The 12,863-nt window shown below is 70.4% G+C and carries 8 protein-coding genes; 4 read left to right on the forward strand and 4 right to left on the reverse strand.

Translation table 11 applies throughout. The features are described from left to right. Positions 1–104: 104 nt before the first annotated feature. Complete coding sequence (locus KY49_RS10365; protein WP_042584664.1) at positions 105–689, reverse strand: hypothetical protein; 585 nt, start codon at positions 687–689, stop codon at positions 105–107. Positions 690–1,282: 593 nt separating this feature from the next. Between KY49_RS10365 and KY49_RS10375 the strand changes: the two genes are divergently transcribed. Then, positions 1,283–2,362: an endo alpha-1,4 polygalactosaminidase gene (locus tag KY49_RS10375; RefSeq protein ID WP_231636367.1), complete on the forward strand. Its 1,080-nt coding sequence runs from the start codon at positions 1,283–1,285 to the stop codon at positions 2,360–2,362. Between the two features lie 112 nt (positions 2,363–2,474). On the opposite strand, the gene KY49_RS10380 is transcribed toward KY49_RS10375, so the two are convergent. Genes KY49_RS10380 through KY49_RS10390 form a run of 3 tightly spaced genes read right to left on the reverse strand, consistent with a single transcriptional unit; the run spans position 2,475 to position 8,020 of the window. Then, positions 2,475–3,101 (reverse strand): hypothetical protein, encoded by a 627-nt coding sequence (locus tag KY49_RS10380; RefSeq protein ID WP_042584432.1) that lies wholly within the window; start codon positions 3,099–3,101, stop codon positions 2,475–2,477. A 22-nt stretch (positions 3,102–3,123) separates the two neighbouring features. Then, entirely contained in the window at positions 3,124–6,966 is a 3,843-nt protein-coding gene (locus KY49_RS10385) for a tetratricopeptide repeat protein (RefSeq protein WP_042584433.1), read from the reverse strand. After that, on the reverse strand, positions 6,956–8,020 hold the full coding sequence (locus KY49_RS10390) for an endo alpha-1,4 polygalactosaminidase (RefSeq protein ID WP_415860910.1): 1,065 nt from the start codon (positions 8,018–8,020) through the stop codon (positions 6,956–6,958). Before KY49_RS10390 ends, KY49_RS10385 begins: the two co-directional genes overlap by 11 nt. Positions 8,021–8,796: 776 nt before the next feature. Here KY49_RS10390 and KY49_RS10395 point away from each other — a divergent pair. The 3 genes from KY49_RS10395 to pelF are packed head-to-tail and all read left to right on the forward strand — an operon-like array spanning position 8,797 to position 12,814. Continuing rightward, positions 8,797–10,242, forward strand: a complete 1,446-nt coding sequence (locus KY49_RS10395) for a PelD GGDEF domain-containing protein (protein WP_082062318.1) — start codon at positions 8,797–8,799, stop codon at positions 10,240–10,242. Continuing rightward, positions 10,229–11,125 (forward strand): hypothetical protein, encoded by an 897-nt coding sequence (locus KY49_RS10400; RefSeq protein WP_052495634.1) that lies wholly within the window; start codon positions 10,229–10,231, stop codon positions 11,123–11,125. Before KY49_RS10395 ends, KY49_RS10400 begins: the two co-directional genes overlap by 14 nt. Before the next feature lie 15 nt (positions 11,126–11,140). After that, positions 11,141–12,814 (forward strand): GT4 family glycosyltransferase PelF, encoded by a 1,674-nt coding sequence (pelF, locus tag KY49_RS10405; protein WP_442854613.1) that lies wholly within the window; start codon positions 11,141–11,143, stop codon positions 12,812–12,814. Positions 12,815–12,863 lie beyond the last annotated feature (49 nt).

Here is a 12,863-nt window from a genome sequence, read left to right on the forward strand (position 1 = left end):
CCGCTCGCTCGGCGCGACGCCCGTCCAGCGCTCGAACGCGCGCGTGACATTCGCGCGGTCCGTATCGCCGCCGCGCGCGGCGATCTCGCCGACCGGCCGGACGATCACCACACGTCGAGGCGGCGGGCAATCGCGCGGGCCGCGTCGACATCGCCGTTGCGATAGGCGGCGCGAACGGCCGCCGCGGTGGCCGCCCATTCTTCCGGGGATGGATTGGCGCGCAACCGCACGGCAACGCGCGGCAATGGGGCAAGCTGTTCCCGCAGGCGTACGATCAGCTGGCAGCAAGGAGAGGCCGCCAAAGCCGCCGCAGGGTTCAACGCAGCCTCGGCGAGCGCGGTCACCCAGCTGACCGCCGCGTCGTGCCGCGCCGCTTCGAGGTGCGGCAGATAACGCGCATCGCCCGACAGTGCCGCCAGCAGCGCGGCCCAATGCCTGCCCCGCCAGCCGAAGTGCCGGGTCAGGTCAGCGAGAAGCGCATCGTTCAACGCGGACAGACTTTGCCGGCACACGTAGTGGAAATCGAGGGGCGCGTACCGCACGCGCGGATAGTCGCGCAGCATGTGCGCGAGTTCGGCGCCGGCCTCGACGACGTCCGTCAGCAACGATTGAGCCGAAGCGGGCCGATTCAACCGGAGCGATGGAACGTGCAAGAGCAGACGGGCGACGTCGTCGTACAGGTAGTGCATGGCGGATCTCATTGTCACGGGAGCCGGAGTCGGCACGTTCGCGCGCGCGAATCGCTGGGGGTCGTATCTCCCGGCGCGCGACGCGCAGGCCGACTTGTAACAGAAACCGTAACGAGTGGTAATTCCTGCTCGTTCATACGAAATCCGCAGCATGCGGCGCGACGCACCGGCATCGTGCGGCATCGCGCTTTTCCGCGCCCAATCCTCCGTTCTTACATGCTGTTACGCGACATACATTTCGTTACCTTGGTAAAAATCCTGTTCGGTTAAAGTCGGTCCTCAATTGATTTAAATCATCCGATTTAATTATCAATTTGCCTTATCAATAACAATCTTGCTCTCTCCAACAGCCCGGCGCGCGGCGATTGCGTGCGACGGCGGAGAGTTGGCGGCGTCCAAAGCCGCCACGCGTTCGGCTCTGTCGGTGTCACGGCAGGCCCGTCGAACGTCGCTTGCTGATCCCCTGATTGCAGCTCCGCACCCTCACGGGCGCCGCGTCGTCGCGCGCGCCGTTTCGTCGCGGCGTTGTGTCGGGGGGCGTCCTCCGGTTGCGCGCAACCGGCCTCCGCACCACATTGAACAGGAATCAACCGATGCGAAAGATTGCCCCGTTGGCTCTCTCCCTGCTCCTCCCCGTCATGCTGGCCGCCTGCGGCGGCGACGACGGCGGCACCCAATCCGCCAGCGCCCTGAAGTGGAACGGCGGCTGGGGCGGTTCGAGCTCCACGTCGTCGACGGGCTCGACCTCCACGACGTCCACGTCGACGTCGACCTCGTCCGGCACGACCTCCGGCTCCACGACGACCACGACCGCGACGAGCGGCCCCGGATTCCCGGTTTCCGGCCCGTGGATGACGTACTACGGCGACGCGTCCGGCCTCGACCTGAACCGCGCGGCCACCACGTACCGCGTGATGGACATCGACCTCGATCCGGGCGTCGGCAACTTCACCGCCGCGCAGGTCGCGACGCTGAAGAACAACGGCCAGAACAAGGTGCTGAGCTACCTGAACCTCGGCTCGTGCGAGCACTGGCGCGACTACTGGAACAGCGCACCGAGCGGCTTCGTGTCGTGCGGCGCGAACACGGCCGCACAACGCGGCGCGTACCAGGGCTATTCGGACGAGACGTGGATGAACGTCGGCAACGCCGACTACCAGAACCTGATCCTCAACTACGTCGCGCCGCGCCTCGTCGCGCAGGGCGCGGACGGCTTCTATCTCGACAACATGGAAATCGTCGAGCACGGCACGTCGACCAGCAACGGCCCGTGCGACGCGTCGTGCAGCCAGGGCGGCCTCGACCTCGTGCGCAAGCTGCGCCAGAAGTATCCGAAGCTGCTGATCGTGATGCAGAACGCAACCGGCGACGTGACGCGCCTGGGCACCACCGGCGGCGTGAAGTACGCGAGCCTGCTCGACGGCGTCGCGCACGAAGAGGTGTACAAGCCGAGCTACGACCAGGGCGCGGAGCAGCAACTGCTGAACTGGAAGAGCATGAACCTCGCGCCGGGCGGCCATCCGTTCTGGATCGCGACCGTCGACTACGTCGGCTCGTGCACGAACACCGCCGACGCGTCGAGCGCGTACACGTCGGCCCGTTCGCACGGCTTCTCGCCGTACGTGTCGGACGCGAGCGCCGGCCAGGGCACGGTCTGCTACTGGGGCCTCTGATCCGCCATGATGCGTCGCGCGCGCCACGCGCGTGACGCGCCGCAGGCCGGGCGCCCCGCCCGCCTCCGGCTTCGCACCTCCATGCGGCGCCCGTCCGGGCGCCGCTTGCACGCTACGACCGCGCGCGCCGCTCGCCGGACCCGACGACGGGCGTCAGCAACTGCCGCACCAGCCCCTGCGCGACGCTCGTCGCCGCATCGCGGCTCCAGCCCGTGCGGCTCGCGGTGCCGCTCCACACCACCGCGCCGGTCTGCAGGTCGATGATCTGCAGCGCGATGCCGATCGCCGGCTCGCCGTCGACCCCGACCTTGTAACGCCACTCGTTCACCGCGCCCGTCAGCCCGTAGCGCAGGTGGTTGTCGGTCGCCCACTTCTTCGCCTTGCCGACGTCCGTGCCGGTCCAGTCGACGAACATCCCGTCGTCGCCGGGCGCGCGATACTCGCGCACGTCGGTGTAGCCCTGCGCGCGCAGGAAGCCCGCGACGATCGACGCCGCGCGCTGCCCGGCGTTCGCGGTCTCGGTGTTGTTCTCGATCGGCAGCACGGCCCAGCCGGTGTTCGCCATGCGCAGGTCGCTGTGGCCGCCGTTCGCCTCGAACGGCGACACGGGGCCGCTGTCGACCTGCGCGCAGCCGGCGAGCAGCGCGCCCGCCGCGGCCAGCGCCAGCCACCAGCGGCGGGCGGTCCTTGCGTGCCGCGCCGGCTTGTCCGCCGCATGCGGCGATGCGCTCTCGTTCATTTCGCTCTCCTTGCTTGACGGGTCAATACATCCAGCGATAGCGGATGCCGACTTCGGTGAAGGGCGTCGACTGGTTCGCCGACGCGCTGGCATGGGTGACGTAGAGGCCGAGCTGGTCGTGGCCGAGCACGCTGCCGACGGCGCCCGCCGTCACGCGCTCGCCCCACTTCGCATTCGAGTCGTACAGCGGACCGACCTCGAGGAACGGCCGCCAGCGGCGCGAATAGCCGTCGAGCAGCCCGTTGCCGAAGCCGCCGAGCAGCGCGACCTGCGTGAAGTTTCGCGGCACGAACAGCGGCGACGTCAGCGGCACGCCGTTCGGCGCCATCTGCCGCAGCAGCGCGCCCGGCGTGCCGTTCGCGGTGTAGTCGCCGCGCGTGACGGCGACGCGCACCGTGAAGTCCGGATACGCGACGCGCAGCTTGTAGCCGCCGTCCGCGGTGATCAGCGTGCCGTGGCCGAGGTACGAGCGGTCCTGCCCGAAGAAGCGCGCGTATTCGACACGTGCCCGCGTGAACACGTGCGGGTCGGGCTGGAACGCGACCGCGCCGACCACGTCGTCCTTCACGCCGCCGACCTGCAGCTGCGCCGATTCCGTCGCTTCCTGGTTGCGCCCGAGCGAATAGCTGAAGCTCAGCGGCCGGCCCTCGAACAGCGCGCCTTCGATGCGCACCGTCGTGAAGTCGCGCAGCGCATTGCGGCGGCCGAGCACGAGCGCTTCGCGATCGATCGTGCCGTAGCGGCGCAGCACGCCCTCGAAGTTGCGGTCCTTGCCTGGCACGCCGGGCAGCGACGCGTCGCCGTGCTGCGCGCGGTCGACGTAGCGGAACGCGAACGCGAGCGTCGGCGTGATGCGCACGCCCGCGCCGATGCTGGTCTCGTAGAACAGCAGCGGCCCCGTATGCAGATACCGGAAGCCCGGCGCGATCGCCTGCGCGGTCGGCATCACCGCATCGACGTAGGTCGCATGCATCGCGTCGTTGTCCGGCAGCAGGTTCTGCGCCTGCGCCGCATCCTGCTGCGCCGCTTCGACGCGGCCCACGCGCTGCTCAATGGCGATCTTCGTCGCGACCGGCATCGGATCGGCCGGATCGTCGAGCATCTGCGACAGCGTCGCGGCATCGTCGTCCGCGAGCGCGAGCGCGGCCTTCGCGTACGACGGCTGCGACAGGTGCTGCGTGTAGCGCCACGCGAGCCAGTCGCGCTCGAAATCGTACGCGTCGTGCGACTGGCTCCACGCGAGCAGCGCTTCGTTCGCGATCGCCGAATAGCGCTCGTCGCGGCGGGTCAGCGACTGCGCGGTCGCCGGCGGCAGCATCGACAGGTCGCCGAGATCCGCCGCCGCCTTCGACGCCGCCGCCGCACCCGCCTGCTCGTCGCGGCGCAGCAGCTCGATCAGCAGCCGCTTCGACGCGTCGCCGCCCGCGAAGCGGTCGGTGAGCGCGATGAAGCGCACGCGCGCCATGTCGTATTCGTCCGGCGTCATCCGCGGCGGCCGGCGCTGGTCGATCCGCTCGCGATGCAGCTTCTTCCATGCGGTGCGCCGGATCTGCCACGCCTCGTCGGTCTGCCCGTCGAGCTCCAGCGCATCGGCGACCGTCAGCCGCCACAGCATGTCGTCGCGATGCGACGGCAGGTTCAGCCGCAGGAAATGCAACGCGGCGCGCGCATCGCCGAGCTGCAGGTAGGCCGCCGCATACGCGGCCGCGAGCGGCGTGTCGGCGCTCGCGCGCGACCGGTACGCGCGCAGCGCGGCGCGCAGTTCGCTCGCGCTGCCCGCGTCGTTCAGCAGCCAGATCAGCGCGACCTGCGCGTTCGCGTTGTCGGGCTGGATGCGCAGCACCGCGCGCACGTCGTCGATCGCCCGCGCAGGCTCGCCGACGAGCCGCCAGTATTGCGAGCGCGCCATCAGGTATTCCGGATCGCGTTCCGCGGCGGCCGCCTGCGCGGGCGTCAGCGAATTCAGCAGCGTCGCGATGCGCTCGTACGCGCGGGCGCGCGTGTAGTAGTACACCGCGCGCCGCAGGTCGCGCAGCTCGCCGGTGCGGCGGTACGCAAATTCGGCGACGCGGCCCGCGTCGAGCGGTTGATCGTCGAGCGCGTCGATCATCTGCTCGAGGTCGCCCGGCGTTTCGCGGCCGCCCTTCAGCAGGTGCCGCGAGCCCTCGACGACCACGTCCGGCTTGCCGGCCAGCTTGCCGAGCGTCGCATACAGCCGCCAGTACGCGTCGGCGTTCGGCGCCGTGTCCGCCGCAGGCTTCGCCTTCTCCAGCGCCGCGAGCGCCTCCGCATAGCGATGCTGGCCGTACAGCGCCACCGCGATCTTCGTCGCATACGCCGGGTTCGGGCCGTAGTCATGCTCGAGCGTCTGCCAGGTGCGCAACGCCAGCGCGTCGTCGCCGGTGCGCTCCGCGAGCGCCGCGGTGCGTTCCAGCACCGGCTGGCGCAGCGCGCCGTGCGCCTGCATCGCGAGGAAGCGGATCGCCGCGCCCGGGTCGGCGCGCCCCTCCTGGATCGCGACGTACGCATCGATCCATTCGAGCTGCTTGCGGCGATCGACCTTCGCGCCGCCGCGCTCGAGCTCGTGCTGCATCGCGGCCAGCAGCGCGCGATCGTCGCGCAGCGCGGGCGCGAGCCGCAGCACCTGCTGCCACGACGCTTCGTCGTTGCGCGTCTTCGCGAGCCACATGTATGCATCGAGCGCGACGCGCGGCCGGTTGTTCCAGGTCGCGACCTGCGCGAGCCGCTCGTGCCACACGACGGAATTCGGGTCGCGCGCGAGCGCGTGGCGCGCGACCTCCTCCGCTTCGCGCAGCTTGCTGTTCTGCAGGTAGACCTTGAACGCGAGTTCCTCGTCGGACGGCGCGGCCTCGTCGGCCGATTCGTCCGGCGCCTTCGCCGCCTGCGCAACACGCACGACATGCGGCTCGTCGCTCCAGCGCCATACCGCGAGCGTGAGGCGCGGCGCGTCGGCCGCGTCACTGCGCGCCGCCGACGGCGTCGCGTCCGCGCGCTTGCCCGCGCCGTGCAGGTTCATGAGCTGGCTCGTGTAGTCGGAGGCCAGGTCGGGGCGGCCCGCCGCCATCGCCAGCGTGATCAGGAAGCGCAGCGTGCGCGCATCGGTCGCGAGCTCGCCGACGTGCTCGCGCGCGGCGAGCATCGCGTCGCCGAGCAGGTTGCCGCCCTGCAGCGCGCGCAGCCCCGCGAAGAACAGCGCGCGCCGCTCGGCTTTCGACGTCGCGCGCTCGCTCGCCGCGAACGCCGCGTCGGCGGCCTCGCGGTAGTGCCCGCCCGCGAGCTGCGCGGCCGATTCCTTGTTGAGCCAGAAGATCGCGCGCGCCGGCTCGCGCATCGCGAGGCGATGGTAGCAGCGCGCGGCGAGCCCGCCGTCGTTCAGCGCGGTCGCCTTGACCGCGAGCATCTGCAGCTGCGCCGGCGACAACGGCGCGTTGAGCGCATCGTTGAGCAGCGCATCGAGCCGCGCAATGCGGCCGATGCGCTCGGGCGCGCCTTCCGGCAGTGCATAGAGCCGCTGCTCGGCGAGGCCGATGCCGGACAGCAGCGCGCGCAGCCTGACGTCGGCATCCGGCGACGCGCGCAGTTGCGCGACGAGCCGCTCCGCATCGTCGTAGCGGCCTTCGGCGATGTATTCGTGCGCGAGTTGCTCGACGGCATGCGCGTTGTTCGGGTCGGCGCGCAGCCACGCGCGCAGATACGCGACGGTGAGCATGTCGGTCTCGCGGCTGTCGAGCAGCGCGCGTTCGAGCGTGCCGCGCGGAAACACCGCGATGAGCGACAGCGCGACGGCCGCGCCGAAGCCCGCGATGCCGAGCGGCGAAACGAGTCGTTTGCGGTCAGATTGCACGGTCGGCCCCCATGTCGACGAATGGCGCGGGACCGGCCGCCGGCGCAGCGTCGCGGCGTTGCGCGCGCACGGCCTCGCGCGCCGCGAGCGCCGACGCGCGCAGCCCCTGCGCGAACGCGCCGACGCCGACGACGTCGAGCGCCGGCCCGGTCACGTACGGAATCACGCCGGCCGCGCGGATCCGCGCCGCGGTGTCGCGCGCGCACGCGTCGTCAGCCGGCGGGCAATAGTCGATCGACACCACCGGCAGGCCGTACGCCTTCGCGGCGCCCACCTGCAGCATCAGCCACGCGCGATCGGCCGGCGTCACTTCGGTATAGCGCTGCTGCGCCTGGCTCCAGCCGCGATAGAGCGACTCGAACGCGACCGCATACACGCTCGCATGCACGCGCGGCAGCAGCTCGAAGCCGCGGTTCAGGATCAGCCGCGCGGACGGAAAGCGCGCCTTGATCGCGTCTATCACCGCGACCACGCCCGCTTGCTGACGCGCGCGCTCGGCATCGGTCTTCGCGATGATCTGATAGGAGTCCAGCGTATCGAGGAAGAAGCCGCGAAAGCCGCGCGCCCACAGCGGCGCGATCACGTGCTCGACATAGAATGCCGGCCATTTCGGCATCGACTGGTCGACCACCGCCGAGCCCCACGCGCGATTCTCGCCACGCAGCCATGCCTTCGGGATGTCCTTGAAATACCTGCGCGCGGCCGTCACTTCGCCGACGCTCACGTAGGCGAGCCACGTCGTGCGCGACGTGTCGGCCGCACCCGGATCGAAGTCGCTGTCGGGCTCGACGACGACGCTGTCGAATGACGACAGCGCGACGACCGGCACATGCGCGCCGTAGAAGAACGCGAAGGTGGGCAGCGGCGCGACGGCCGCGCCCGCGCGCGCTTCGCCCGCGTCGGCCGTGGCAAGCGGCGCCGCGAACGTGGTGGTGGAATCGGCTGGAAGCGAAGCCGTGTCGAGAGAAGCGGCCTGCGCCGACGCCGACAGCGGCGCGAGACACGCAATGAGCGCCCTCGCGCCGACCAGGCGACGTCGAATCCTCCCCAACATGACCATGCCCCCCGGGCCCAACGGCCGTTGGCTTTGCACTGCGAACCCCTGTGCTGTCATTCTTGCGTCGCGGCGCGCCCTCCCTGTTTCCGTGTCTCGTCTGCACACGAACGCGTCGCGCTATCGAATCGATCACGCATGAAAGCGCGATGCCTTCGATGAAGAAATAGACCAAGACATTTCGAAGATCAAGGCGCGAACCCGGCAGGAACACGAAACGTCGGGGCGGACTTTCCCGTAGTGCACGCGGGCGACGCGAACCCTTTCAGTACGCTGTTGCACATCTGTTACGCGCCACCGCAAACTGGCCTGCGCCGTGCGCCGACGGCCGGCGTCGACGGCAATGCGCGATCCCGTTGCACGCGCACCCGGCAGATGCCGCCCCACATGTGCGCGGCAAGTCGCGCCGGCCCGCGGTGCACCGATATCGGTTCCGATGTATCAGCCATGAAACGAAATTCGGCCGATTCAGCGTGTTCGACGCCGCGGCGCGTGGGCCGTCCACCCATGCGCAAGGTAGCCCGATCACTGGTACGTTATTTGCGTCTCCGCGAGGGACAGCATCGACGGCGCGGGCCGTCACCCTATCGGGGACCGGCGTCGGCTACGACGCCGGCGTCGAGACCTGCGGCGGCCAGCCGAATCCCGGCATCGCGCTGCCCATGGGCGGCGCGTTGCCGATTCCTGACCCGGCATCGTGAGGCCCGGGATGACGGCAGGCACACGGCCCACACGGCCGCGACACACGACAACGATCCGGATGCGCGAGGTAAGCGATGGCGATCGACTCCAAATCGACACGACTCGGCGCGGGCATGAACGCGCAGGCCGACGCGCCGACGCGCAGGCCTCGCCCCGGCCTGCGCGCGCGCTTGCTGCGGCGTGCGTCGGCCGCGCGTTTCGCGTCGCTGCTGCCGCGTGATCACGCAGCGGCGTATGTCGCGCTCGAAACGCTCGTGCTGTTCGTCGCCGTCTTCGCGCTGTGCCGCGTGCTGTCCCCCGCCGATCCGCTGCTGATCGGCAAGGCGTTCCCATGGATGTGGCTGCTGCCGCTGTTCGTCGCGCTGCGCTACGGCACCGTCGCCGGCCTCGGCGGCGGCGTGCTGCTGGGCGTCGCGTGGGGCGTGTTCTATGCGCGCCTGCCGCTCGCCGACGTGTTTCCGCGCGACTTCTTCGTCGGCGGCTTCATCACGATGCTGATCGCCGGCCAGTTCAGCGACACGTGGGCCGCGCGGCTGTCGCAGGCACGCGTGTCGAACGACTACCTGAGCGAACGCCTGTCCGTGCTGACGAACAACCAGTACCTGCTGCGGCTGTCGCACGACCAGCTCGAACAGGACTTGCTCGTTCGGCCGTCGACGCTGCGCGACGCGCTCGCGCGGCTGCGCGAGATGATGCTGCACGACGCCGCCGGCGCGCACGCGGCGCTGCCCGGCGCGCAGCGCTTTCTCGACACCGTTGCGCAGGCGTGCCAGATCGAGGCCGCGCAGATCCACGCGCTGCACGACGGCGTACCGGCCGCCGCGCCCGTCGCCGCGACCGGTGCGCCGTTCGATTTCGACGCCGGCGATCCGCTCGTCGTCGCCGCGCTCGACGAGCTCGCGCTCGCGCACCTGCAGTCGCTCGACGCGCGCGACCGCGCACACACCCGCTATGTCGCGTGCGCGCCGCTGATCGGCGCCGGCGACGAAGTCATCGGCGTGCTCGTCGTGTCGCAGCTGCCGTTCCTCGCGCTGACCGCAGAGAACCTGCAGCTGATGTTCGTGATGGGCAGCTACTACGCGAACGGCGTGCATCACGCAGCCGTCACGCGCGACGTGCTGCAGGCGTTCCCGGATTGCCCCTACGACTTCGCGCTCGAATATGCACGGCTCGCCGACCTGCAGCGCACGAGCGGCATCGCGTCGTCCGTGGTGCGGCTGCAGTTCGGCGCGAGCCGCCAGGCGCGGGCGATCTTCGATCACGTCGAGCGGACCAATCTCGACTTTCACGTGCAGTGGGTCGTGCGTGCCGGCGGCACGTGCGCGCTGGTGTTCCTGATGCCGCTGTGCGACGAGGCCGCCGTCGACGCGCAGCTGCAGCGGATCGAAACCGACGTGCGCAACCGCTTCGGCCTCGGCTTTGCGGACGCGCGCATCGTCGCGCGCTGGGCACCGCTCGCCGGCGCGCCGCCCGACGGCACGCTGCGCCAAATCCTGGCCGACCGTGATGACCTCGCGTGACCCTGCCTCGCGTGCGTCGCGCAATGCCCGCGCCCACACCACCCGCGCCGCGCCGCTGCGACCAAGACCGACGTGGCCGGGCGGGCGGGCGCTGCTCGCGACGTGCGAGGCCGGCCGCTTCGTGGCCGACGCGATCGTGCGCCTCGCCGTGCGCCTGCACGCGTTCGCGTTTCCGCATCTCGACGAAGGTGCGCTGATCGCGTTCGTGCGCGAGCCGCAGTTCGCGCCGCACCTGCTCGCGACGCTCTCGTATGCGCGAGAACACCAGGTGAAGGAAGGCCTGCTGAACCGGCAGGCGGCGGTCGGACGCCGCGTGACCGCGCTCGTCGCGATGCAGACGATGCCGGTGCGCGCCGCCAGCCCGATCCTGCACGGGCTGCTGAACGATCCGGCCGACGACGTGCGCCTGCTTGCATACGGCATGCTCGACAAGAGCGAGAAGCGCGTCACGCAGCAGATCGACGTCGAACGTGCACGGCTCGCGCAGCGCCTGTCCGACGACGAACGCTGCCGCGTCGAAAAGACGCTCGCCGAACTGTATTGCGAGCTGGTCTATGCGCGCCTCGTCGAAGGCGACCTCTATCGCAACGCAATCGAGCAGGGCGACGCGCACGCGGTGCGCGCGCTGCGCCACCGGCCGCTCGACGGCGCACTGTGGCGGCTGCGCGGCCGCCTTGCGTTCGAGACCGGCCGCCTCGACGACGCCGACGCGATGCTGAAAAAAGCGATCGATTGCGGCTTTCCGCGCATGCGGGTGCTGCCCTATCTCGCCGAGATCGCCTACCTGCGGCGCGACTACGCGGCGGTGCGGCGCTGCCTCGACGGCCTGCCGGCGGTGCCGCCTCATCGGCTCGCGCCGATCGCCGACTACTGGAATACGTGACGAGGAACGTCCACCATGATGCGCGACTCCGGTCTCGACACGCGCCCCGGCAACCGGCCGGCCACCGTCACCGATGCACTCGGCAACGTGCTGCCGCGCGCGGCGTGCGCGGACATCGGGCTGCTGCTCGAGGGCACCTATCCGTACGTGAGCGGCGGCGTGTCGTCGTGGGTGCACGACATCATCCGCGCGTTTCCCGAGTACACTTTCGGCCTGTGCTTTCTCGGCAGCAAGCCGGACGACTATCCGAAGATGTCCTACCCGCTGCCGGCCAACGTCGCCCACCTCGAGGTTCATTACCTGTACGACGCCGATCCGCCGTCCGGGCCGGTGCGCAGCGTGCCCGGCAACCGCGACGCGTTCGAGCGGATCGCGCTGCTGCACGAACAGCTCCGGCGGCCCGCCGACGCGCCGCTCGACAACCGGCTCGTGCGGCGCGTCGTCGACGACCTGACCGAAGAGCACCGGCTCGACGAGGCGCAGTTCCTGTACAGCCAGGAAGCGTGGACGTTCCTGACCGACCAGTATCGCGCGTACTGCAGCGACCCGTCGTTCTCCGACTATTTCTGGTCCGTGCGCCTGATGCACCGGCCGCTGTGGCAGCTCGCGCGCATCGCCGAGCAGTTGATCCCGATGCGCCTGTATCACGCGGTGTCGACCGGCTACGCGGGCTTTCTCGGCGCGTTGCTGCGGCACCGCCAGGGGCGGCCGCTGCTGATTTCCGAGCACGGCATCTACACGAAGGAACGCAAGATCGAGCTGTTCCAGAGCCAGTGGATCCGCGACAACCGCAACCTGATCGAATACGACGCGTCGCATATCGGCTACTTCCACGAGATGTGGGCCCGCTTCTTCGAGGCGCTCGGCAAGATGACCTACGCGGCCGCCGACGACATCGTCGCGCTGTACGAAGGCAACCGGCGCCGCCAGATCGTCGACGGCGCGCCGCCGCCTAAGACGCACACGATTCCGAACGGCGTCGACCTGCGCCGCCTCGCGCCGCTGCGCCGGCTGCGGCCGGCCAGCACGCCTAAGGTGCTGTGCCTGATCGGGCGCGTCGTGCCGATCAAGGACGTGAAGACCTTCATCCGCGCGATGCTGACCGTGGTGCGGGCGATGCCGGACGCCGAGGCCTGGATCGCCGGGCCGGAAAGCGAAGACCCGTCGTACGCGGCCGAGTGCCGCGAACTGATCGACCGCCTCGGCCTCGCGGGCAAGGTGACGCTGCTCGGCATGCAGCGCATCGACGAGCTGCTGCCGAAGATCGGCGTGCTGGTGTTGAGCTCGATCTCGGAGGCGCTGCCGCTCGTGATCCTCGAGGCGTTCGCCGCGGGCGTGCCGGTCGTCACGACCGACGTCGGCGCGTGCTGCGAGCTGATCCACGGCTCGGACGCCGACGACGCCGCGCTCGGCGCCGCGGGCCGGCTCGTGCCGATCGCGGACCCGGTCGCGCTCGCGCACGAGGCGCTCGCGCTGCTCGCCGACGACCACGCGTGGCGCACGGCGCAAGCGGCCGGCATCGCGCGCGTCGAGCGCTTCTATTCGCAGGAGCGGATGGTCGGCGCCTATCGCGCGCTGTACACGATGCTGGCCGGCGCGCCGGACCGGCACATGCCGGATGCGGGACGCGCAGCCGGCGCCGCGTCGGCGTGTCCGTACGCGGGCACGCGGCCAGCGGCGCGCGGCTAGCGGCGCACGGCTAGCGGCGCGCGGCCAGCGGCGCGCGGCGAGTGGCAGG

This window comes from Burkholderia sp. MSHR3999, from assembly GCF_000833595.1.
In the GTDB taxonomy this organism is placed as follows: Bacteria; Pseudomonadota; Gammaproteobacteria; order Burkholderiales; family Burkholderiaceae; genus Burkholderia; species Burkholderia ubonensis.

Bases quoted from the DNA above. Each gene is read 5' to 3' on its own strand.
- KY49_RS10365 (WP_042584664.1), bottom strand. From the start codon at position 689: ATGCACTACCTGTACGACGACGTCGCCCGTCTGCTCTTGCACGTTCCA.
- KY49_RS10375 (WP_231636367.1), top strand. From the start codon at position 1,283: ATGCGAAAGATTGCCCCGTTGGCTCTCTCCCTGCTCCTCCCCGTCATG.
- KY49_RS10390 (WP_415860910.1), bottom strand. From the start codon at position 8,020: ATGTTGGGGAGGATTCGACGTCGCCTGGTCGGCGCGAGGGCGCTCATT.
- pelF (WP_442854613.1), top strand. From the start codon at position 11,141: ATGATGCGCGACTCCGGTCTCGACACGCGCCCCGGCAACCGGCCGGCC.
- KY49_RS10380 (WP_042584432.1), bottom strand. From the start codon at position 3,101: ATGAACGAGAGCGCATCGCCGCATGCGGCGGACAAGCCGGCGCGGCAC.
- KY49_RS10400 (WP_052495634.1), top strand. From the start codon at position 10,229: ATGACCTCGCGTGACCCTGCCTCGCGTGCGTCGCGCAATGCCCGCGCC.
- KY49_RS10395 (WP_082062318.1), top strand. From the start codon at position 8,797: ATGGCGATCGACTCCAAATCGACACGACTCGGCGCGGGCATGAACGCG.